The following is a 22,488-nucleotide window of genomic DNA, read 5'->3' as shown; positions in this document are numbered from 1 at the left end:
AACAATACAGGAGGCAGAGGATGGGAGTTTGGAATGAAGTACTGATAGGACTCGTACTTGTGGCGGGCGGCTACTGGGTCATCAGGACGATCTGGCAGTGGAGAATATTCCGCAGAAGTGTATATATTGAAATTTATTCAAGCTATGTTGAATATGCATTTCGCAGAAAAAATATTCGAAGATTATCAGAGAGCTTTTACCTGAAAAATGAACTCGGAAAGCACAGGATCTTTTATCAGCTCGCACAGGTGAAGGGAGAGGATACGCCTCAGGCATACATCCTTCTGCTTCTGAATACAGGAATTTATATATTAAATATCAAAAATCAGAGTGGGGAAGTCATTCTGAAGAGACATGGCGGCAAAAACGGGAAAAGCCCTGTGGATGAGTGCAGGTTTTTTGAGAAGAGACTCCGGCAGAGGCTTGGAAATGTGGATATACCGATGAAATCTGTCGTGGTATTTCCACAGAAGACCAGTCTGTCGTGGAATGGCAGCAGCGATCCGGAGATTCCGGTTATCAGGAGAAAAGAACTGATCGGAACGGTCAAAGAATTATCTGGAAGCGCGGAAGCAGTGCTTACAGATCAGCAGATTGATGCGTTTTATCATCAGCTTGCTGATGAGACTATAGTGCTGGAAAGAAGCAGAGGGTGAAAGGAGACGGAGATGATAGCGGGAAAGAAAGTCTGGCCTGACTGTATGACGGAAGGCATGGACATTCGGAAAATTTCAGGACAGGAAATATTTACTTTCGTGCACATGAGAAACAACTATTACGAGATGCTTGAAGACAGTATGGTGAAATATCCGGACAGAACTGCTTTTATAGATAACTGGGGACGCACATATTCATATCAGACGTTCGTCCGGATGGTAGATGATTTTGCAGAGCTTCTATACAGGCGGGGAGCAAAACATGGGGATCATATCGGATTGCTCCTGTATAATGGAATCGAGTTTTGCACAGCATTTTACGCGGCGTGCAAGATCGGGGCGGTGACAGTTCCTTTCCCGAGCAAATACAGAAAGCATGAGCTTCAGGCTTTAATAGAGAAAGCGGATCTTCAGTATCTGATCGCGGCAGACAAATTCCGCGAGTGGACAGAACCGTACGAAGAAGCTATGCAGTGTATCTATTCTGTGGATGAAGAACACGGTTACGGGTTCCGTCATATCGACATACCAGTCGGTAAAAGAGGCGGTTCAAAGGGAAGCCTTGAAGACGAAGCGATCCTGATGTTCACATCGGGGACAACATCGGCGAGTAAGGGAGTTGTGATGAAAAACTATAATATTCTGCACGCGGCGATGATTTACCAGAGGTTGTGCAATGTCACCTGTGATGACCGCACTGTAATACCAGTCCCGATCTATCATGTCACAGGTCTGATTGCTCTGCTCGGCGTATTTGTATTATCAGGTGGTACGGTCTATTTACAGAAGAAATATAACGCAGAAAGGATCCTAAACTGTGTCATGGAAGATAAGATCACGTTTATGCATGGCTCACCGACTGTATTTGGAATGATGATGGATCTGAAGGAAAAATATCCAGAGCTTCCGTCTGTGAGGATGATACTGTGCGGCAGCAGTTATATGCCGGTCGAGAAGTTAAATGAACTGCATAGATGGATGCCGGATGCGGAGATACGGACTGTGTTCGGGATGACAGAAACCGCCAGTCCGGGAACTCTGTTTCCATCGGATACGCCGACCGGAAGATATCCGTCATCCGCAGGTATCCCCATTCCGGGCCTGGAATTAAAAGTTCTTGATGATGACGGCAGGGAAGTTGAGAACGGAACCGTCGGAATGGTCTATATCAAAGGCGCCAACGTGGCTGAATATTATTATAAAACAGACTCTCCTCTTTACACCGAGGACGGCTGGCTCAATACCGGCGATATGGGATATGTCAATGACGATGCGTATGTGTTCTTTGTTGACCGCAGGAAAGACATGATCAACAGAGGAGGGGAAAAAATATGGTGTACAGATGTAGAGGAAGAGCTTGTCAGCCTAAAGGAGATCAAAGACGCCGCGGTAGTCGGGATTCCTGACCTGAAGTATGGAGAAGTCGCGGCGGCGGCCGTCGTGCTAAGAAAAGGATGTACGGTCACGGAGGGGGAGATCCGCAGTAGACTTCTCGAAAAGATGGCAAGGTTTAAAGTGCCGGAGAGGATATTGTTCCTGAAGGAAATTCCAAGGACACAAGGGTTAAAGACAGATAAAAAATACATCCGATCACTTTTTGAACAGGAGAAAGAAATATGTTAAAGGCAAACTTTATAACGGCCGGCGAGGCAGCGGAGAAAATTGCGGACAATTCTACAGTGTGTACGATCGGCATGACGATGGTCAGTGCCAGTGAAGCGGTATTAAAAGCAATAGAAAAACGCTTTGAGACTACCGGACATCCCAAGGACATTACCCTTGTTCATTCTTGCGGACAAAGTGACAGAAAAGACGGAATACAGCATTTCGCACATGAAGGGCTCGTGAAGCGAATTATCGGTTCGCATTGGGGACTGCAGCCGAAGTGGATGGAGATGATCGCAGAGAGCAAGGTCGAGGCGTATTGCCTGCCGCAAGGACAGATTGCACAGCTTTACAGGAGTATGGCATGCGGACTTCCGGGGAAAATGTCGAAGGTGGGGCTGGGAACATTTATCGATCCCCGTATCGAGGGCGGAAAAATGAATGAGAGGACGAAGCCGATGCCGGATATTGTGGACATTATCGAATATGGCGGCGAAGAGTATATGTTTTATAAAGAGATACCACTGGATGTTGTACTGATCCGTGGAACAGTATGTGATGAGGCCGGCAATCTGACGACAACGGAGGAGGCTATGAAACTGGAGGTTCTTCCTGCTGTTATGGCGGCAAAAAGATACGGCGGAAGAGTCATTGCGCAGGTGAAGCAGGTAGTGCAGTCTGGGACGCTCAATCCGAAAGACGTGACTGTACCAGGAGTGTTTATCGACGATATTGTTGTGTGTGAGAATCCGTTTGAAGACCACAGACAGACGTCTTCATGGTATTTTGACCCGTCTTACAGCGGACAGGCGAGAGTTCCGGCAGCGAACATTGAGCCTGCACCGTTTAACGAGAGAAAGTTCATCGCAAGAAGAGGAACGCAGGAACTGTACAAAGGGGCTGTAGTCAATCTGGGGACGGGTATTCCTAACGATATGGTCGGTAAGGTGTGCAATGAGGAAGGTGTTTCTGATGACATTATGATTACGGTTGAGTCCGGAATTTATGGAGGAGTACAGGCAGGTGGGATCGACTTTGGGATCGGACAGAACTTGACTGCGATGATCGGGCACCATGAGCAAATGGATTATTATAACGGAGCCGGTGTTGATATCACTTATATGGGACTTGGGGAACTCGACGGAGAAGGGAATGTGAACTCTACGAAGATGGGCACAAGGTGCACCGGAGCCGGAGGGTTTATAGATATCACGCAGAATGCGAAGAAGGTCATATTTCTCGGAACATTTACGGCCCGAGGCGCAAAGTATGAATTCAGTGACGGGAAGCTTAAGATCCTCAGAGAAGGAGATGTTTGCAAGATGGTCGGAAAAGTTGCGCAGCTCTCCTTCAACGGCCCGCTGGCGAGAAAGAAAGGGCAGGAAGTCATGATCGTTACGGAACGGGCCGTGTTTAAACTCTGTAAGGAAGGTGTTATGCTCGTAGAGATTGCCCCGGGGATCGATCTACAGACACAAGTGCTCGACAGAATGGAATTTACACCGAACATCAGTGATGACCTGAAACGAATGGATGAAGCGTTGTTTATCCAAGATGGCCCGTTCGGTCTCCGGTTAAAAGAAAAAAATAAATAAGAGAGGTAAGGAAAATGGAAAAGAACAAAGTGGCAGTCGTTGGAGCCGGTCTGATGGGAAATGGTATCGCACAGGCATGTGCGACGGCTGGATATGAAGTTGTAAATATAGATACTTTTGAGGCGGCTATTGAGAAGGCGCAAGAAACGGTTGAAAAACTGTTCAATAGAAAAGTGGCGAAAGGTTCTATGACAGAGGAGAGGAAAGCCGAGATACTGGGGCACCTTACATACAGCGGTGATCTGGCGGATGTAAAAGGCGCGTTTCTTATAATAGAGGCTGTGCCGGAAAAGATCGAAATTAAGAAAGAAACATTTAAAAAGGTGGATGAACTCGCAGATCTGGAGGCAGTGATCGTGTCCAATACTTCAGGGCTGAGCATCTCGGAGATCGCATCTGTCACAAACAGACCGGATAAAGTGATGGGAGCCCACTTCTTCTATCCGGCTCCGGTGATGAAATTACTCGAACTGGTACGCGGTCTTGTCACATCAGACGAGACATATGATACAGTGAAAGAATTTGCGGGAAAAATCGGAAAAACAACGGTGGACGCTCCGGAATTTCCTGGCTTCATGGTCAACAGGATCCTTGTACCGATGCAGAATGAGGCAGCCTTCATGGTAATGGAGGGAAGCAAGCCCGAGGATGTGGACAATGCAATGAAACTTGGCTGTAACCATCCGATGGGGCCGATCGAACTGACAGACTTTGTCGGCATCGATACGATGCTTGCAACGATGACAGGACTTTACAATGGATTCCATGACAGTAAATACCGTCCGTGTCCGCTGCTCGAGACAATGGTGAAATCAGGAATGCTTGGAAAGAAGTCTGGACAGGGTTTTTACAAGTACGATAAAAAGGGCAACAAGATCGGATCAAATTTCTGATTTTCAGTCAATTTACAACTAAAAATAGGAGGAAACGAAAATGAAAGATGTAGTTATAGTAAGTGGCGTGAGGCTTCCGGTAGGAAGCTATGGCGGCAGCCTGAAAGATATTTCCGCGATCGATATGGGAGCGATGGTGGTAAAAGAAGCTGTCAACCGTGCCGGAATCGATCCTGCTGTCGTGGATGAAGTAATCATCGGTCAGGTGGGAGAAATCGCTGAGAACGGATTTATTGCAAGAGCTGTCAGCCTGAAAGCAGGCATGCCGAAAGAGACAACGGCATACTCTGTTAACCGTCAGTGCGGATCCGGATTACAGTCGATTGTTGAGGCGGTGATGGAGATTAAGACCGGACAGGCAGATGTGGTAGTTGCCGGAGGAACAGAGAATATTTCAAGACTTCCGTATTATGTAAATGACGCGCGCTGGGGAGCGAGAATGGGGCATAAAGTATTCGAGGATGGCGTCATTGATATCCTTACATGGCCGCTTGACGGTAACCATAACGGCGTGACAGCGGAAAATGTAGCTGAAAAATATCATGTTACGAGAGAAGAGCAGGATGCATTTGCTGTGCGGAGTCACCAGAGAGCATGCGCAGCGATCAAAGAAGGAAAATTCAAAGAAGAGATCTTTCCGGTTGAACTAAAAGACCGCAAAGGCAATGTTACAATATTTGATACAGATGAAGGACCGAGAGAGGGGCAGAGTATAGAGAAACTTGCAAAACTCCGTCCGTGTTTCGTGAAAGACGGAACGGTCACGGCTGCGAACTCCTCCAGCCTGAATGACGGTGCGGCGGCAGTAGTGCTCATGTCCAGAGAAAAAGCCGAAGAGCTTGGCATTGCGCCGAAGATGAAGATCGAGGGCTATGCTGTAGCAGGATTTGATGCAGAACTGATGGGATATGCACCGAAGCTGTCAAGTGAGAAGCTGGCGGCCAAGCTGGGACTGGATCTGAAATCGATCGATATGTTTGAGATTAATGAGGCATTTGCAAGCCAAGCTTACGCTGTAAGCCGCGATCTCGGACTGGATCCAGAGAAGGTCAACATCTACGGCGGCGGAATCTCTATTGGACATCCGATCGGCGCAACAGGAACAATCCTCACTGTCAAAGTAATGTACGAGTTGATGCGTACTGACAAAAAAGACGCCATGATTAGCATGTGTATTGGCGGTGGTCAGGGAATTTCCATGTATTTTACAAAATGTTAAATCCTTATTCTTAAATAGTATATTTTAGGAAAATAAGAAAAAATGGTCGCAATCTAGTATTTATGCAGGTTTGCGGCCATCTTATTTTATATTACAACGGATTCTGTTTGCCGCGTATATGTCTTGATTCGGTTCTGCTCTGTCTGCGGGGAGAGGAAAAGCGACTGCTTTTTTGAAAAAGTAGTGGAAACAGGTCTTTGGACTAGTCAATGCGCCAGCTGCTTGATACAATTATAAGAAAAAGAGATATAATAAACATAAACTGGTCAATACTAATATAGAAGAATTGTGAACCGGAGGAAAATCATGTTAGAGAAAGTAGATTTAACAAAAAAATTGTCAAAAGAAGAATATAAAGCAAAAATGCCGATGCTGGAAACCAAGCTTTCCTGTCTGCAAAGGCAGTGCAGGGAGATGAAGATTCCGGTTATCATTGTGTTTGAAGGTTACGGAGCAGCCGGAAAAGGGCTGCAGATAGGAAAGCTGATACATGGCATGGATCCGCGTGGATTTGAAGTATATACAGTAAAGAAAGAGACAGAGGAAGAGGCAATGCATCCGTTTTTCTGGAGATTCTGGACAAAAACGCCTGCAAAGGGAAGAATTGCAATTTTCGATGGAAGCTGGTATCGAAAGGTATTGATAGATCGTTTTGAAAAACGGACAAAAGAGCGTGAGCTTCCAGAGGCTTATTATTCGATCTGTTCTTTTGAAAAACAACTGACAGATGATGGAAATGTAGTTATCAAATTCCTGCTTGATATTGACAAAAAAGAACAAAAGAGACGGCTTGAAAAATTGAAGGGAAATAAAGAGACGGCGTGGCGGGTGAGCCAGGGCGATTTGGAACGTAATGCGCGGTATAGAGAGTATCAAACGATGATGGAAGAAATGTTACAGAAAACGGATACAGATTATGCTCCCTGGACGATCATTGAAGCGACAGATAAAAGATTTGCCACAGTGAAGATCTATACGACTGTAATTCGTATTCTCACAGAAAAGATTGAGAAAGTGAAGAAGGAAAAGGCGAAGTTGCGTGCTACGGAAGTATTGGATGAGATAGAGGAACAGAAAAAGGAAACAGATATGCAGCAGAAGGAAAAGCAGCAGATTCGTGAGCTTCAGGAATCCATTCTGGCAAAAGCAGACTTGACATTGTCTCTGACGAAGGAAGAATACAAAAAGAAACTGAAGAAGCTGCAGAAAAAGCTCGAAATATTGCATGGAGAATTATATCGCAGAAGGATTCCGGTCGTACTTGGATTTGAGGGATGGGATGCCGCGGGAAAAGGCGGAGCAATTAAGCGTCTGACAGAAAAGCTGGATGCCCGCGGATATGTAGTGACACCAATTGCATCCCCAAATGACATTGAAAAAGCGCATCATTATCTTTGGCGGTTTTGGAAAGCAATGCCCAAAGACGGCCACATTGCGATTTTCGACCGGACATGGTATGGGCGTGTGATGGTAGAGAGGATAGAAGGATTTTGCACAAAGGAAGAATGGCAGAGAGCATATAAAGAAATCAACGATATGGAAAAAGATTTGGCAGATGCAGGAGCAATCGTGCTGAAGTTCTGGATGCATATTGATAAAGAAGAACAGAAGAAACGTTTCACAGCACGGCAGGAAACGCCCCAAAAGCAATGGAAAATAACAGAGGAGGACTGGAGAAACAGAAAAAAGTGGGATCAGTATGAGGAAGCAGTCAATGAAATGCTGCTTCGGACTTCTACGGAGTATGCTCCATGGGTCGTTGTAGAAGGAAACAGTAAATATTACGCGAGAATCAAGGTACTCCAGACTGTGGCAGAAGCGATTGAAAAGCGTATAAAAGAGGAGAGAAAATAGAGGAAATATACGGAAGATACAGAATATAATTAATATAGAACAATTTCACAAGGTTTCAAGATGGATTCGAGGTAATACCAATGACCATAAGAGAACAGTTGGAAGAACGTGAACTTGAGTATTTAAGTCCTTACGCTACGTTGAGCAAAAATTCAAAAGGAAGGGTAAGAGAGGAAGAACAGTGTGATATACGTCCGGTATTTCAAAGAGACCGGGATCGGATTCTGCACTGTAAGGCGTTTCGCAGATTGAAGCAGAAGACGCAGGTATTCCTTCTGCCCAAAGGAGATCACTACCGTACCAGGCTTACACATACGCTGGAGGTGTCACAGAATGCGCGGACGATTGCCAAGGCTCTGAAGCTAAATGAAGATCTGGCAGAGGCAATTGCCCTGGGACATGATTTGGGACATACTCCTTTTGGACATGCAGGGGAGCGAGCTTTAAACAGAGTGTACCATTTTGCACATCATATACAGAGCCTGCGCGTCGTTGAATGTGTGGAGAAACAAGGACGGGGGCTGAATCTGACCTGGGAGGTGCGGGATGGAATTTTAAACCATCAGACAGCCGGACACCCACATACACTGGAGGGACAGGTTCTAAGGCTCTCGGATAAGATTGCTTATATCAACCACGACATAGACGACGCCATCAGAGGCGGAATCCTGACAGAAGAAGATATTCCGGCAGATTTTAGAAAAATACTGGGATATACAAGCAAGGAGCGGCTGAATACGATGGTGCATGACGTGATTATAAACAGTATGGATAAGCCGGAGATCTGTATGTCAGAGGAAGTGGAAGCAGCGATGACCGGCCTTAGGAAATTCATGTTTGAAAATGTATATATGAACCCGAAGGCAAAGGGAGAGGAAGACAAAGCGGTACATATGATAGAACAATTATACGAATATTATATCCGGCACCTGGATTTGCTGCCGCAGCAATTTTTAGACGCCCTTTCCAACACAGACAGCAGCAGAGAACAGATTGTATGTGATTATATAGCAGGAATGACGGATTTGTATGCAGTGAAAAAATATGAAGAATTTTTTGTGCCGGAAGCGTGGAAAAATTAAAGGAAAAAGAAAGGCTGTGTCGAATATAATAATATAGGGCATTATTTTAGGAGGAAGACATGTACTATTCAGAGGATCTGATAGAAGAAATCAGAATGAAAAATGACATCGTGGATGTAATATCAGGGTACGTCAGACTTCAGAAAAAGGGAAGCTCCTATTTTGGTCTCTGCCCTTTTCACAATGAAAAATCTCCGTCTTTTTCTGTCAGCCGGGGAAAGCAGATGTATTACTGCTTTGGCTGCGGCGCCGGAGGAAACGTATTTACTTTTCTGATGGAATATGAGAATTTTACGTTCCTGGAGGCAGTGAAGGTTTTGGCAGACCGGGCAGGAGTAGAGCTGCCGGAGATGGAATATTCCAAAGAGGCAAAGGAAAAAGCAGATTTAAAAGCATCGATTCTAGAAGTGAACAAAACGGCGGCAAAATATTTTTATGCGCAGTTGAAGTCCCCAAATGGTATGCAGGCTTATACATATTTAAAAAACAGATCCTTGTCTGACGAGATGATTACTGCGTTCGGCCTGGGATATTCGAATAAGTACAGTGATGATTTATACAAATATCTGCGGACAAAAGGGTACACAGAAGAGCTGATTCGGAAAGCGGGGCTTGTAAATACGGACGAACGACATGGCGTTTACGATAAATTCTGGAATCGGGTTATCTTTCCGATCATGGATGTGAACAATCGGGTAATTGGATTTGGCGGGCGTGTTATGGGAGATGGAAAACCAAAATATTTGAATTCTCCGGAGACAGTGGTGTTTGACAAAAGCCGGAATCTGTACGGGTTAAACCGCGCCAGAACTTCGAAAAAACCGTATTTTTTGCTCTGTGAGGGGTATATGGATGTGATTTCTCTCCACCAGGCGGGATTTACGAATGCAGTGGCTTCTTTGGGAACAGCGCTGACTTTGGGACATGCATCACTGATGAAACGATACGTCCAGGAGGTTTACTTGACGTATGACAGCGACGACGCTGGAACCAGGGCGGCATTGAGAGCGATGCCGATATTGAAGGAAGCAGGGATTTCGGCGAGGGTGATCCGGATGGACCCCTACAAGGATCCGGATGAATTTATTAAGAATCTGGGAGCTGAAGAGTTTGAAGGACGGATCAAAGCGGCGAGAAACGGTTTTTTGTTCAGCCTGGAAATAGCAGAGAGAGAATTTGATATGCATTCTCCGGAGGGGAAGACCGCGTTTTTCAATGAGGCAGCGCGGCGGCTTCTTGGCTTTGAGGAGGAATTAGAACGGAATAACTATATAGAAGCCGTGGCAAAGAAGTATAAGGTCAGTGAAGAGAGCTTAAGAAAGCTGGTGAGCAAGACTGCAGTAAGAGAGGGGATGGCAAGGCCGGTAAGCAGGCCGAAACAGGTAAATGGCCAGGAAAAGCCAAAGGAAGATCCAAACCTGGTTTCCCAGAAGGTACTTCTTACATGGATGATTGATAAGCGGAAGCTGTTTGAGATTATCAGCCGATACATAAGCCCGAAGGACTTTACAGAAGAACTCTATCAGACCGTTGCCGGCTTTGTGTATGAGCAGTATCAGACAGGAGACTTGAATCCTGCAAAAATACTGAATCATTTTACAGCGGAGGAAGAACACAGAGAGGCGGCATCTTTGTTTCACACAAGAATTAAAGAGCTGAAAACAAAAGAGGAACAGGAACAGGCGCTGAAAGAGACGATAGTAAGAGTGAAGGCGCACAGTATTGATAAGCAGACCCTTGACCTGGAACCGACGGATATGGCGGGACTACAGCATCTGATGGAAGAAAAACGGAAGCTGGAGGATTTGGAGAAACTGCATATTTCTATTGAATAAGGATAAAATAAAACAAGACAGCCTGCGCTTTTGCGGGTAAGGAAGGATGGACACATGGAAGAAAACATACAGAAATTTGAAGAAAGATTAAAAGAGCTTGTTGCACAGGGCAAGAAGAAAAAGAGCATACTGGAGCTTCAGGAAATCAATGATTTCTTCAATGACATGGAATTGAACGCGGAACATATGGAGAAGGTATATGATTACCTGGAAGCAAACAATATTGATGTTCTGAGGATTAGTTCTGATGCAGATGATGATGTGGATGTAGATATTGACGTGATTATTTCGGAAGATGATGATGTAGATATGGAAAATATCGATCTGTCAGTTCCGGAAGGTGTCAGTATTGAAGACCCTGTGCGTATGTATCTGAAAGAAATAGGTAAAGTCCCTCTTTTAAGCGCGGAGCGTGAGATTGAATTAGCAAAACGGATGGAGGAAGGCAATGAAGACGCTAAAAAAGAACTTGCGGAGGCAAACTTACGTCTTGTTGTCAGCATTGCAAAGCGGTATGTCGGCAGAGGGATGCTGTTTCTGGATCTGATTCAGGAAGGAAATTTAGGTCTGATAAAAGCAGTGGAGAAATTTGACTATCATAAGGGATATAAATTCAGTACGTATGCAACCTGGTGGATTCGCCAGGCAATCACAAGAGCGATTGCAGATCAGGCGAGGACGATTCGTATACCGGTGCATATGGTGGAGACAATCAATAAGCTCATTCGCGTATCCAGACAGCTGCTTCAGGAATTAGGCAGAGAGCCGATGCCGGAGGAAATTGCGAAGGAGCTGGACATGCCGGTGGAGCGTGTCAGAGAGATTTTGAAGATTTCTCAAGAACCGGTGTCTCTGGAGACGCCGATCGGTGAGGAGGAGGACAGCCATTTAGGAGACTTTATTCAGGATGATAATGTACCGGTTCCGGCAGAGGCAGCGGCGCAGACACTGTTGAAAGAGCAGTTGGACGAAGTGTTAGATACATTGACAGAGAGAGAACAGAAGGTTTTGCGGCTGCGTTTTGGAATGAATGATGGCCGTGCAAGGACGCTGGAGGAAGTAGGCAGGGAATTTGATGTGACAAGAGAGCGTATCCGCCAGATCGAGGCAAAGGCATTGAGGAAGCTCCGGCATCCAAGCCGCAGCAGAAAGCTAAGAGATTATCTGGATTAAAGGAGCGTTTATGGAGTTATCGAAAAGATTGCAGGCAGTTGCATCTCTAGTGACCGCCGGATATAAAATAGCGGATATAGGCACAGATCATGCCTATATCCCGATTTATCTCGTAGAAAATGGAAGTGTGCCTTTTGCAGTGGCAATGGATATTCATGCCGGCCCTTTGAAAAGAGCAGAAGAGCATGTGCGCAGCCATGCCCTGGAAGAGAAAATTGATTTGAGACTGTCAGACGGCATGGAGCAGATAGCTCCGGGGGAGGTACAGTGCGCAGTGATCGCGGGAATGGGAGGCAGCTTGATGATACATATTCTGGAACGCGCAAGAGAGACGGTACACTGCCTAAAAGAATGTATTTTACAGCCACAGTCGGAAATCGCAAAAGTGAGAGCCTTTCTGTTACAGGAGGGTTTTTTATTTATACAAGAAGAGATGGTGGAAGAAGACGGAAAATATTATCCTATGATGAAGGTGGTTCCAGGAGAGGAAAGGAAAGAGAAGAAGTGGAATGAGACAGAGCTTCAGTATGGAAAGCTCCTCTTAGAAAAGCAAAATCAAGTATTGTACCGTTTTTTGAAAAAAGAAATAGCGATAAAGCAGCAGATACTGAAACAGTTGGAGCAAACGGATACAAAACGGATTCAAACGAGGAAAGAGCAGTTAAAACGAGAATTAGTACGGGCAGAGAAAGGAATGAAATATTATGCTTTGTAAAGAAATAACAAAAGTGATAGAAGCAGCATATCCCAGGGAAGCGGCGCTGGACTTTGACAATGTAGGGCTTTTGGCAGGCAGAAATGAAAAAGAAGTACACAGAATGTATATTGCGCTGGATGCGACAGGGGATGTGATAAAACAAGCAGAAGCAGCCGGGGCGGACATGCTGATTACTCATCATCCTCTTATTTTTTCTCCTTTAAAAAGTGTGACAGATACAAATTTTATAGGCAGAAGACTTGTGGAACTGATTCAGTCTGACATTGCGTATTATGCAATGCATACAAATTATGATGTGCTGAGGATGGCATATGTGGCAGAGAAAATGCTGGGCCTGGAAAAGACGGAGGTGCTGGATACTACAATACAAATAGAAGGAAAAGAAGATGGAATAGGAAGAATAGGGGAGCTGCCTTATAAAATGTCTTTGAAAGAATGTTGCGGCTATGTGAAACATAAACTAAAATTAGATTCCCTGAAAATATTCGGAGACATGCAAAGAGAGGTAAAAAGACTTGCGGTCTCCCCAGGAAGCGGACACAGCGCTGTACAAGCGGCAGTTGTGAAAAAAGCAGATGTGCTTGTGACAGGGGATATTGGACACCATGACGGTTTAGATGCTGTGGAGCAGGGACTGTCTGTGATCGACGCCGGACACTACGGGACAGAATATATTTTTATCGACGACATGAAACGATTCCTGGAAAAGAATTTTCCAGACCTTGAAATTATGACGGCGCCGATTGTGCATCCATTTCAAGTTGTATAATAGTATACAATCAATAAGGAGGCAGGATGAAAGAGAATAATTGTAAAGTAAAAATTGGAAGTGAGACACGGACATATAAGGCAGGTACAACATACCAGAAGATAGCTGAGGAATTTCAAGAGAGATACGCACACCAGATTGTACTGGTTTACGTAAACCAGTTCCGGTTACAGGAACTGACAAAGACGGTGGAAGCGGATTGTGAGATTTCTTTTTTGACAACAGAAGATCCAATCGGGCATGCTGCTTATAAAAGGAGCATGTGTTTTCTTCTGGTGAAGGCAGTGCATGATGTAGGCGGGCACGATACGGTAGAACGTGTACGGATTCATTTTTCTATGAGCAAAGGATATTACTGTACGATAGAAGGGGATGTAGAGCTGAACCAGGAATTTCTTGCAAAGGTGGAGAAAAGAATGTGCAGTCTTTGCAAAAAGAGAATTCCGATAGAGAAACGTTCTATTCATACAACAGAGGCGGTTGAGCTGTTCCGAAGGCATGGGATGTATGACAAAGAAAGGCTTTTTGAGTATCGAAGAGTGTCCAAGGTCAATATTTACAGCATGAATGAATTTGAGGATTATTACTATGGCTATATGGTACCAGATGCAGGATGTCTGAAGTATTTTTCTCTTCATCTGTATGATGAAGGATTTGTCATACAAATGCCGGTGAAGGAAGCGCCAGAGAAGGTCGCACCGTTTGTCCCAAGTCCGAAGCTGTTCCATGTGCTGAAGGAATCGATCGAGTGGGGAGACAGCCAGGAAATTGATACAGTAGGAGCGCTCAATGACATGATTACAAAATATGATATGCGGGAAGTGGTGCTCGTCCAGGAAGCATATCAGGAGAGGCAGATTGCAGAGATCGCCAAGAGGATTGCCGGACGAAAGGGCGTGAAGTTTGTATTGATTGCCGGGCCTTCATCGTCGGGAAAGACAACATTCTCACATCGCCTGTCTATACAGCTTAGAGTAAACGGAATGAAACCGCATCCGATTGCGGTAGACAACTATTTTGTAAACAGAGAGGATACCCCTCGGGATGAAAACGGCAATTATAATTTCGAGTGTCTTGAGGCAATTGACGTGGAAAAATTCAATGAAGACATGGAGAATTTACTTGCGGGTAAAGAAGTATATCTGCCGATATTTAATTTCAAAACAGGCACCCGTACCTTTGATGCAAAGCCAAAGAAGCTTGGAGAAAATGATATTCTTGTGATTGAGGGTATACATTGTCTGAATCCAAAATTAACGGCAGCACTTTCTGATTCGAATAAATTTAAAATATATATCAGCGCACTGACACAGCTAAATATTGACGAGCATAACAGAATACCGTCCACAGACGGACGGCTGATCCGAAGGCTGGTAAGAGATGCTAGGACCAGGGGAGCATCTGCAAAAAAGACAATCGCAATGTGGCAGTCTGTGAGAAGGGGAGAAGAAGAAAATATTTTTCCGTTCCAGGAAGAGGCAGATGTGATGTTTAATTCTTCCCTCTTATATGAATTGGCGGTGCTAAAACAATATGTAGAGCCTCTTTTATTCGGTGTGGAAAAACGTTCACCGGAATATTCGGAGGCAAAAAGGCTTTTGAAATTTTTTGATTATTTTGTAGGTATTGGGAGCGAATATGTGCCGACAAATTCCCTGCTTAGAGAATTTATCGGCGGCGGATGCTTCCATGTGTAAAACCTTTCGGCTATGCATTGGACTTATATTTGCGTATCAGACAGGAAATCACCCCTGCTGCGCACAGCCCAAACAGGACATTGTGTAAGGAACCGTAGACGTCCAGAGCGCCTTTGAGTCCGTATAGGACCTCTGGGGACTCTGGAATAAAACGGTTCAGGAGAAAGGCAAGGTAGGAAGAGACAAACACCGCAATGAAGGAAAACATACCTCTGCCGGTGTCCTCTTTCCAGGAAGTGAAGCCGTCCCGGACTCTTGTGCGTGTCATTGCCCACAGAAGAGAGAGGAGCTCAAACAGTAGAAAAACAGCCGCTACACTGAAATATGCGGCGAGAACAGGCGATATTTCCATTGTTTCAAAGGCTTCTGCTATATCTCCGTAGAGGGCGCTTCCACGCCAGAAGTTATAAGCTGCAAAACACATAATTGACAGAATCAGGATGACAGAAAGCTGGCGGATTAAGGCGCTGGAAAATTTAGAAAGCGCTTTTCCGCCCTTTCGTATGGGCGCTGCGAGAGGGACTAAGCTATGGTCTCGCCTTTTCCTGCGGACGGTAGGAGTGTCATCATATTCATCATATTCTACTTCTTCAAATTGCCTCTGTCTGGAGGCGTCTGTATGATAATCGTCAGTAAAGACAGACGGTTCTTCTTCATAAGTAACTTCAAAATCATCATCGAATATAGTAGAGAGCTTTTTTCTTGAACTCATAAAATCCCTCACTTTCATAAATAACTCTATATATGGTATAACTTTTTTCTGCTGTACTCAAGTATTGAAAGAAAAATTTAGAAAATTCTAAGATTTTAAGCACAATATCTTAAGAAATCTCTCCCGCTGATTTTAAGAAAAGCACGATAAACTGTATTGGAAAAAGGAAAAAGACGACCAGGAGGAATGGCAGGATGAAATATCTTACAGTTACAGTGCCGTGTTTTAATTCAGAGGAATATATGAAAAGATGTATAGACTCTCTTTTGGAAGGCGGGGAGGATGTAGAGATTTTGATTATTGATGACGGTTCTTCTGACAATACAGGACAGATTGCAGATGAATACGAAGCAAACTATGCAAATATAGTAAAGGTGATACATAAGGCAAATGGAGGGCATGGCTCCGGTGTGAACAAGGGAATGGAGCTGGCACAGGGCGTCTACTTTAAAGTCGTGGATTCAGATGACTGGCTTGACAGAGATGCTTACAAAAAACTTCTGGCTCAGATTAAAAATTTCTGCCATATGGAAGAAAATACAAAAATACCAGATTTATTCGTGTGCAACTATGTTTACAATCATCTGGATGAGGGAACTACACATTCTATTCATTATAGAAATATATTTCCAAATGAAAAAATGTGCGGCTGGGATTCGATAGGGCGTTTCCGTCCTTCCCAGTATTTAGTCATGCATGCCCTTATCTTTAAAACAGAAATCTTAAGAAAGAGCAAAGTAAGGCTGCCAGAACATACCTTTTATGTGGACAATCTGTTTGCCTATCAGCCTTTGCCTTTTGTAAAACAGATCTATTATATGGATGTGGACTTGTATCAATATTATCTGGGAAGAGAGGATCAGTCGGTCAATGAAAGGGTTCTGATGCAGCGGATTGATCAGCAGATCAGAGTGACAGATATAGTGGCACGTTGTGTAGACTTAAAAGCAGTAAAGGCGATTTCACCAAAACTAGCCTCTTATATGACGAGAAATATTTCTATTATGCTTACTATATCCTCCATTCACTTACTTCTGATACAGACAGAAGATGCACACAGGAAACGTAAAGATATGTGGGAAAAAATCCGCGGAGAGAACAAGGCATTATACTACCGTCTGCGCTATACGACCTTGAGTGGTTTTTCCTATCTTCCAGGGAAGCTGGGAGGAAAAATCACGGTAGGAGGATACAGAGTGGCACGAAGGCTTTATCAGTTTCAGTAGGAGGGAGATAGGAGATGGCAGAAATTTATATTGCATTTGTAGATACACCAGGGTTCTTTGCCCGTATGATCCGAAAGAGGCTGAAACAGAAATATATCCATGTAGTGGTGTCACTAGACGCCTCCTTGACGGAAGCATACAGCATAGGGAGAAGGCATCCTTCTATTCCTCTTATCGCAGGGTTTGAGAAGGAAGATAAGAAAAAGATACTGCGGACATTTCCGCAGGCGGACTACATGATCTGTAGAATCACCTGTTCGAAAGAACAAAAGGAATATATAGAGCGTACATTGCAGAAAGCAATGAAAAAACGGTTTCGGTATCACTATGCAGTTCTGGGGCTTTTCTTTATTCTGATGAACCGTCCTTTTTACCAGAAAAACCATTATACCTGTTCCTCTTATATAGGAAAGCTGTTTGAGGACGCAGGTATATGCCGGTGGGGGAAGCATTTCTCTTTGGTAACGCCAAAGGATTTTTATGAATATCCAGAGAAAGAGAAAATTTTTGAGGGAAAGCTAAGAGACTTATGCACACACAAAGAGAGCTTTTGTCTGCAAAAAGGCAGAAGGTGCCGGTCATCTCGGCTGCTTTTGCCGGAGAATCTGTGAGGGACAGGGTATGGGCATGAAAAAGAGAGTACTTCAGATTGGATTTTTCTTTCTCGTTATGGGACTTACCTTTTATACCCTGTTTTATGGACAAGATCTGTGGCAGATTCAGAGGGCTGTTCTTCAGATGTCTCCGATTTGTCTGATACTAGCGGCAGGGCTCGCTTTATTTTTTGTCAGTGCAGAAGGTACAATGATCTGGTATCTGCTTCGTTCCATGGAAGGAAAGAGTGGGCTTATGCGCTGCATTGCTTATTCATTCATCGGCTTTTTCTATTCTGGTATCACACCGTCGGCAACAGGCGGACAGCCGGTGCAGCTTTATTATATGAAGAAAGACGGAAACAGAGTTTCCGACAGCACCGTTGTTTTAATGACCGTTGCTTTAATCTATAAATTTGTGCTGGTAGGGATAGGAATCGGACTTCTGTTGTTTTGGCACGGACAGCTTAAAGCAGAATTAAAAGGGTACTTTCTGTTATACCTGACAGGACTTTCCTTGAATATACTTGTAGTTGTGTTGATTCTTTCCATTATGCTTGTTCCACATATAATAAAGAAGGCGGCAGTTCTTTTTATAGGGATAGGAGTACGGATGAAACTGATGAAACCGTCCGTTTCGCGGCAGGAAAAACTGGAAGGGTTCGTAGAAAATTACCAGAGAGCGGTACAGTATTTACTTCTGCACAAGAAAAAGCTTTTCGTTGTGGTCGGTATTACCTTTTTACAGAGAGCAAGCCTGTTTGTTTTAACGTATATGGTGTATCTGGGACTTGGAATGCGTGGGACAGGCGGTTATAAGGTGATTCTTTTACAGGCATGTATCTATATAGCTGTGGATATGCTGCCATTGCCGGGCTCGCAGGGGATTACAGAGCTGATGTACAAAAACGTATTTTTACAGGTGTTTTCAAGTCTGTATCTGATTCCCTCTATGCTGATCAGCAGAGGACTTAATTTTTATTTTTTGCTGATAGTGAGTTTCTTTGTAGTCATATGGAATCAATTGAAAAGCCGGAACAGACTGGACTCTTGCTAAGAGCGCATAAATATTTTATGATAGAGAGGTGTTGTAAGAAACGACAAAGAGGAAAGGCGAAATGAGTCTATGAATATTTTAAATATAGAACACATCAGCAAAATATATGGAGAAAAATGTATTTTGGACGACGTCTCCTATGGAATCCATGAGGAGGACAAGATTGGGATCATTGGGATTAACGGAACTGGAAAAACTACTTTTTTAAAAATTATCGCTGGATTAGAGACGGCAGACGCAGGGCAGATTGTCACGAAAAATGGAGTTCAGATTGCCTATCTTCCTCAAAATCCGGTCTTTACAAAGGAAGAGACGGTACTATCGTATGTGATGGCAGGAAAAATACAAAAGGAAGAATGGAAAATGGCCAGTGAAGCAAAGCGTATTTTGAACCGCCTTGGGCTTTTGGAACATGAGGCAGATGTCCGGCAGCTTTCCGGCGGTCAGAAAAAGCGTGCCGCCCTTGCAAGAACTCTGATAAATCCGGCGGAAATACTGATTCTGGATGAGCCGACGAACCATTTGGACAATGAAATGGTGGTGTGGCTGGAGGAGTATCTGAACCGGTTTAAGGGAAGCGTTATTATGGTAACGCATGATCGGTATTTTTTGGATAGGGTGACAAACCGAATTTTAGAAATCAGCCATGGAAAACTTTTTGAATACGAAGCAAATTACTCAAGATTTCTGGAGTTGAAGGCATTAAGAGAAGAAATGGAGGCCGCTTCACAGAGGAAGAGAAACAGCATATTGCGGGCGGAAATAGAATGGGCGAAGCGCGGCTGCCGTGCACGAAGTACAAAACAAAAGGCAAGGCTTTTAAGGCTTAAGGAACTAAAAAATCAGGCGGATCCAAATCAGGATAGGACAGTGGAGATAGAGTCTGTACAAAGCCGGATGGGAAAAAAGACAATCGAACTGTCCCATATCTGCAAAGGATATAAAGAGAAGCCGCTTCTTACGGATTTTAGCTATATTGTGTTGAAAAATCAAAGACTTGGAATTATAGGAGAGAATGGATGCGGTAAGTCTACTCTGATGAAGCTTCTGGCAGGAGAATTAGAACCAGACAGAGGGACAATTGAGATTGGAGAGACAGTAAAGATAGGATATTTTGCACAGGAGACACCGCAGATGGACACAACACAGAGAGTGATCGATTCCATTCGGGAGGTAGGCGAATATGTTCCGGTAAAAGAGGGAAAGATATCGGCGTCTCAAATGCTGGAGCGTTTTCTGTTTGATGCTGCCCTACAGTATACTCCTGTATCGAAATTGTCAGGAGGGGAGAAACGTCGGTTGTACTTATTGAAGGTTTTAATGAGTGCTCCGAATGTTTTGCTGTTAGATGAGCCGACGAATGATTTGGACATTCCTACACTTCACATACTAGAAGAGTATCTGGATTCTTTTGCGGGTATTGTCATTGCAGTTTCCCATGACCGGTATTTTTTGGATACCATTGCAGACCGGATATTTGCTTTTGAAGGAAACGGCAGGCTTGTACAATATGAGGGTGGATATACAGACTACCTGGAGGCGAAGCAGGCAAAAGAGGGAGAGAAAGCACCAAGAGAACCAAAAGAGAAAAAAGGAGAAAAGGACAAGAAGCAGACATGGAAGAAAAACCAGCCGGCAAAGCTTAAATTTTCTTATCAGGAGCAGAGAGAATATGCGTGTATTGATGAGGAGATTGAGAAACTAGAAAATACGATACAGAGCTTAGAGGAAGAGGTGCTTAAGAATGCGACGAATTCCGCGCGTCTGTATGAGATTATGAAAGAAAAAGAACAAGTAGAAAAGCAGCTGGAAGAAAAAACAGAACGGTGGATATATTTAAATGAACTCGCAGAACAGATAGAACAGCAGAAGATGGAAAGATAAGAAATATCAAGAATTTATGATCGGATTCTCTTGACAAAAGAAGAGGCAGTTGTTAATATTATAGAAAACAGAACGCACTCTGTTTTTCCTTTTGAAAGTCAGAGCAATCAGGAAAGTGAGGAAGTAAATGAGAAAACAGGTCTATTCATTATTGGTTGACAATAATCCTGGCGTGTTAAGCCGGATTGCAGGTCTGTTCAGTAGAAGGGGATACAGTATCGACAGTATCACCGCAGGGATGACAGCAGACCCAAGATTTACAAGGATTACTGTGGTTGCTTCGGGGGATGAACGGATTCTTTCACAGATTGAAAAGCAGGTTAGAAAACTGGAGGATGTAATCGAGATCAAGCTTCTAAAAGACGGAGAATCTGTGTATCGGGAATTGATTATGGTAAAGCTTCGCGCCAATGCTGCACAGAGAGGTGAGATTATTTCAGTGGCAGACATTTTTCGGGCGAAAATTGTAGATGTGGAAGAAGAATCTCTGATGATCGAGCTTACGGGAAATCAATCAAAATTAGAGGCGTTTTTAAATCTACTCAAGGATTATGAGATTTTGGAGCTGGCAAGGACTGGGATTACCGGTCTGTCCAGGGGCAGCAAGGATGTTACATATATCGATTGAGCTTTGTAGTACAAAGGAAAGCTAAGGGGATTGCCCTTAACTATATATTTTTAGAAAACACGGCAGGAAGATGCCGAAGTGAAAATTTAGGAGGAATGGAAAATGGCAGCTAAAATTTATTATCAGGAGGATTGTAACCTTTCTCTGCTCGAGGGAAAAACAATCGCAATCATCGGTTACGGAAGTCAGGGACATGCACATGCACTGAACTTAAAAGAGTCTGGATGCAACGTAATTATCGGACTTTACGAGGGAAGTCGTTCCTGGAAAAAAGCAGAAGAACAGGGCTTTGAAGTATTTACTGCAGCAGATGCAGCAAAAAAAGCGGACATCATTATGATTCTGATCAATGATGAAAAACAAGCTGCTCTTTATAAAAAGGATATTGAACCGAATCTGGAAGAAGGCAATATGCTGATGTTTGCACATGGATTTAACATTCATTTCGGACAGATTGTACCGCCGGCGAATGTAGACGTGACAATGATTGCTCCGAAGGCTCCGGGACATACAGTAAGAAGTGAATATCAGGCAGGAAAAGGAACTCCTTGTCTGGTGGCTGTTTATCAGGATGCTACAGGAAAGGCGCTTGACAAAGCACTTGCATATGGTCTTGCAATTGGCGGTGCGAGAGCAGGTATCTTAGAGACTACATTCAGAACAGAGACAGAGACAGATCTTTTTGGAGAGCAGGCTGTACTGTGTGGTGGTGTGTGCGCGTTAATGCAGGCGGGATTTGAAACACTGACAGAGGCAGGCTATGATCCAAGAAACGCATACTTTGAATGTATCCATGAAATGAAACTGATCGTAGACCTGATTTATCAGTCTGGATTTGCAGGAATGAGATATTCCATCTCTAATACAGCGGAATACGGTGATTACATCACAGGACCGAAAATTATCACAGATGAGACGAAGAAAGCCATGAAGCAGATTTTAAAAGATATTCAGGATGGTTCTTTTGCAAAAGAATTCCTGTTGGATATGTCAGAGGCAGGAGGACAGGCACACTTCAGAGCAATGAGAAAGCTTGCATCTGAGCATCCTGCAGAGAAGATTGGCGAAGAGATCAGAAGCCTTTACAGCTGGAGTGATGAGGATAAGCTGATCAACAACTAAGATTTTTTTGATAGTCAGACATGGAGAAGTAAAGAGTCAGCCGGGATCGGCAAAAGGAAGAATACACATATCATGCCCGTGTTGATATGTGTATTCTTTTTGCACGATAAGCCCGTTAGGCAGCCGCCATGCTTGCATAAGCGGATATTTGACGGGCAAGTACAGCGAAT

The 22,488-nt window shown here is 44.0% G+C and carries 19 protein-coding genes; 18 read left to right on the top strand and 1 reads right to left on the bottom strand.

Annotated features, from left to right (window positions below):
- Positions 1–20 precede the first annotated feature (20 nt).
- From H8S37_RS03810 to H8S37_RS03755, 12 genes are all read left to right on the top strand, one after another.
- Positions 21–656, top strand: coding sequence for a nuclease-related domain-containing protein (locus H8S37_RS03810; RefSeq protein ID WP_186874701.1), 636 nt, complete (start codon positions 21–23; stop codon positions 654–656).
- A 12-nt stretch (positions 657–668) separates the two neighbouring features.
- Positions 669–2,279, top strand: coding sequence for a class I adenylate-forming enzyme family protein (locus H8S37_RS03805; protein WP_186874700.1), 1,611 nt, complete (start codon positions 669–671; stop codon positions 2,277–2,279).
- Positions 2,273–3,856, top strand: a complete 1,584-nt coding sequence (locus H8S37_RS03800; RefSeq protein WP_186874699.1) for an acyl CoA:acetate/3-ketoacid CoA transferase — start codon at positions 2,273–2,275, stop codon at positions 3,854–3,856. The genes H8S37_RS03805 and H8S37_RS03800 overlap by 7 nt, the downstream gene beginning before the upstream one ends.
- 14 nt (positions 3,857–3,870) lie before the next feature.
- Complete coding sequence (locus H8S37_RS03795) at positions 3,871–4,749, top strand: 3-hydroxyacyl-CoA dehydrogenase family protein (RefSeq protein WP_186874698.1); 879 nt, start codon at positions 3,871–3,873, stop codon at positions 4,747–4,749.
- 40 nt (positions 4,750–4,789) lie between these two features.
- Positions 4,790–5,968 carry a thiolase family protein gene (locus H8S37_RS03790; RefSeq protein ID WP_186874697.1) on the top strand — a complete coding sequence of 393 codons (1,179 nt, stop codon included), beginning with the start codon at positions 4,790–4,792 and terminating at the stop codon, positions 5,966–5,968.
- Positions 5,969–6,274: 306 nt separating this feature from the next.
- A complete protein-coding gene (gene pap / locus H8S37_RS03785) occupies positions 6,275–7,822 on the top strand; it encodes a polyphosphate:AMP phosphotransferase (protein WP_186874696.1) in 1,548 nt (515 codons plus the stop codon).
- Between the two features lie 80 nt (positions 7,823–7,902).
- Complete coding sequence (locus tag H8S37_RS03780; protein ID WP_186874695.1) at positions 7,903–8,904, top strand: deoxyguanosinetriphosphate triphosphohydrolase; 1,002 nt, start codon at positions 7,903–7,905, stop codon at positions 8,902–8,904.
- A 59-nt stretch (positions 8,905–8,963) separates the two neighbouring features.
- Positions 8,964–10,739: a DNA primase gene (gene dnaG, locus H8S37_RS03775; protein WP_186874694.1), complete on the top strand. Its 1,776-nt coding sequence runs from the start codon at positions 8,964–8,966 to the stop codon at positions 10,737–10,739.
- Positions 10,740–10,793: 54 nt separating this feature from the next.
- The gene (rpoD, locus tag H8S37_RS03770) at positions 10,794–11,912 is read left to right on the top strand and encodes an RNA polymerase sigma factor RpoD (RefSeq protein WP_186874693.1); all 1,119 of its coding nucleotides are present in this window, start codon (positions 10,794–10,796) and stop codon (positions 11,910–11,912) included.
- 10 nt (positions 11,913–11,922) lie between these two features.
- Positions 11,923–12,627 carry a tRNA (adenine(22)-N(1))-methyltransferase gene (locus H8S37_RS03765; RefSeq protein ID WP_186874692.1) on the top strand — a complete coding sequence of 235 codons (705 nt, stop codon included), beginning with the start codon at positions 11,923–11,925 and terminating at the stop codon, positions 12,625–12,627.
- Positions 12,617–13,399: a Nif3-like dinuclear metal center hexameric protein gene (locus H8S37_RS03760; protein WP_186874691.1), complete on the top strand. Its 783-nt coding sequence runs from the start codon at positions 12,617–12,619 to the stop codon at positions 13,397–13,399. The genes H8S37_RS03765 and H8S37_RS03760 overlap by 11 nt, the downstream gene beginning before the upstream one ends.
- A gap of 26 nt (positions 13,400–13,425) precedes the next feature.
- Positions 13,426–15,096, top strand: coding sequence for a nucleoside kinase (locus H8S37_RS03755; protein WP_186874690.1), 1,671 nt, complete (start codon positions 13,426–13,428; stop codon positions 15,094–15,096).
- A 10-nt stretch (positions 15,097–15,106) separates the two neighbouring features.
- Here H8S37_RS03755 and H8S37_RS03750 read toward each other — a convergent pair whose 3' ends face one another.
- Entirely contained in the window at positions 15,107–15,808 is a 702-nt protein-coding gene (locus tag H8S37_RS03750) for a hypothetical protein (protein WP_186874689.1), read from the bottom strand.
- 194 nt (positions 15,809–16,002) lie between these two features.
- Here H8S37_RS03750 and H8S37_RS03745 point away from each other — a divergent pair, with 194 nt between their 5' ends.
- The 6 genes from H8S37_RS03745 to ilvC all read left to right on the top strand — a co-directional run bounded on the left by H8S37_RS03745 (position 16,003) and on the right by ilvC (position 22,318).
- Positions 16,003–17,034: a glycosyltransferase gene (locus tag H8S37_RS03745; RefSeq protein ID WP_186874688.1), complete on the top strand. Its 1,032-nt coding sequence runs from the start codon at positions 16,003–16,005 to the stop codon at positions 17,032–17,034.
- 14 nt (positions 17,035–17,048) lie between these two features.
- Positions 17,049–17,645, top strand: a complete 597-nt coding sequence (locus H8S37_RS03740; RefSeq protein WP_186874687.1) for a hypothetical protein — start codon at positions 17,049–17,051, stop codon at positions 17,643–17,645.
- 10 nt (positions 17,646–17,655) lie between these two features.
- Positions 17,656–18,684: a lysylphosphatidylglycerol synthase transmembrane domain-containing protein gene (locus H8S37_RS03735; protein ID WP_186874686.1), complete on the top strand. Its 1,029-nt coding sequence runs from the start codon at positions 17,656–17,658 to the stop codon at positions 18,682–18,684.
- A gap of 69 nt (positions 18,685–18,753) precedes the next feature.
- Positions 18,754–20,568: an ABC-F family ATP-binding cassette domain-containing protein gene (locus tag H8S37_RS03730; protein ID WP_186874685.1), complete on the top strand. Its 1,815-nt coding sequence runs from the start codon at positions 18,754–18,756 to the stop codon at positions 20,566–20,568.
- A gap of 127 nt (positions 20,569–20,695) precedes the next feature.
- Positions 20,696–21,196: an acetolactate synthase small subunit gene (gene ilvN / locus H8S37_RS03725; RefSeq protein WP_186874684.1), complete on the top strand. Its 501-nt coding sequence runs from the start codon at positions 20,696–20,698 to the stop codon at positions 21,194–21,196.
- A gap of 102 nt (positions 21,197–21,298) precedes the next feature.
- Positions 21,299–22,318, top strand: coding sequence for a ketol-acid reductoisomerase (gene ilvC / locus H8S37_RS03720; RefSeq protein ID WP_186874683.1), 1,020 nt, complete (start codon positions 21,299–21,301; stop codon positions 22,316–22,318).
- Positions 22,319–22,488 lie beyond the last annotated feature (170 nt).

The sequence above is a fragment of the Mediterraneibacter hominis genome (genome assembly GCF_014287475.1).
In the GTDB taxonomy this organism is placed as follows: Bacteria; Bacillota; Clostridia; order Lachnospirales; family Lachnospiraceae; genus Mediterraneibacter; species Mediterraneibacter hominis.
The sequence above is the reverse complement of the archived record's forward strand: the minus strand, read 5'-3'. Positions and strand labels throughout refer to the sequence as shown.

Coding starts and splice junctions, on each gene's coding strand:
- H8S37_RS03800 (WP_186874699.1), top strand. CDS start 2,273: ATGTTAAAGGCAAACTTTATAACGGCCGGCGAGGCAGCGGAGAAAATT.
- rpoD (WP_186874693.1), top strand. CDS start 10,794: ATGGAAGAAAACATACAGAAATTTGAAGAAAGATTAAAAGAGCTTGTT.
- H8S37_RS03730 (WP_186874685.1), top strand. CDS start 18,754: ATGAATATTTTAAATATAGAACACATCAGCAAAATATATGGAGAAAAA.
- H8S37_RS03780 (WP_186874695.1), top strand. CDS start 7,903: ATGACCATAAGAGAACAGTTGGAAGAACGTGAACTTGAGTATTTAAGT.
- H8S37_RS03790 (WP_186874697.1), top strand. CDS start 4,790: ATGAAAGATGTAGTTATAGTAAGTGGCGTGAGGCTTCCGGTAGGAAGC.
- pap (WP_186874696.1), top strand. CDS start 6,275: ATGTTAGAGAAAGTAGATTTAACAAAAAAATTGTCAAAAGAAGAATAT.
- H8S37_RS03750 (WP_186874689.1), bottom strand. CDS start 15,808: ATGAGTTCAAGAAAAAAGCTCTCTACTATATTCGATGATGATTTTGAA.
- ilvN (WP_186874684.1), top strand. CDS start 20,696: ATGAGAAAACAGGTCTATTCATTATTGGTTGACAATAATCCTGGCGTG.
- H8S37_RS03760 (WP_186874691.1), top strand. CDS start 12,617: ATGCTTTGTAAAGAAATAACAAAAGTGATAGAAGCAGCATATCCCAGG.
- H8S37_RS03810 (WP_186874701.1), top strand. CDS start 21: ATGGGAGTTTGGAATGAAGTACTGATAGGACTCGTACTTGTGGCGGGC.
- ilvC (WP_186874683.1), top strand. CDS start 21,299: ATGGCAGCTAAAATTTATTATCAGGAGGATTGTAACCTTTCTCTGCTC.
- H8S37_RS03740 (WP_186874687.1), top strand. CDS start 17,049: ATGGCAGAAATTTATATTGCATTTGTAGATACACCAGGGTTCTTTGCC.
- H8S37_RS03745 (WP_186874688.1), top strand. CDS start 16,003: ATGAAATATCTTACAGTTACAGTGCCGTGTTTTAATTCAGAGGAATAT.
- dnaG (WP_186874694.1), top strand. CDS start 8,964: ATGTACTATTCAGAGGATCTGATAGAAGAAATCAGAATGAAAAATGAC.
- H8S37_RS03795 (WP_186874698.1), top strand. CDS start 3,871: ATGGAAAAGAACAAAGTGGCAGTCGTTGGAGCCGGTCTGATGGGAAAT.
- H8S37_RS03755 (WP_186874690.1), top strand. CDS start 13,426: ATGAAAGAGAATAATTGTAAAGTAAAAATTGGAAGTGAGACACGGACA.
- H8S37_RS03735 (WP_186874686.1), top strand. CDS start 17,656: ATGGGCATGAAAAAGAGAGTACTTCAGATTGGATTTTTCTTTCTCGTT.
- H8S37_RS03765 (WP_186874692.1), top strand. CDS start 11,923: ATGGAGTTATCGAAAAGATTGCAGGCAGTTGCATCTCTAGTGACCGCC.
- H8S37_RS03805 (WP_186874700.1), top strand. CDS start 669: ATGATAGCGGGAAAGAAAGTCTGGCCTGACTGTATGACGGAAGGCATG.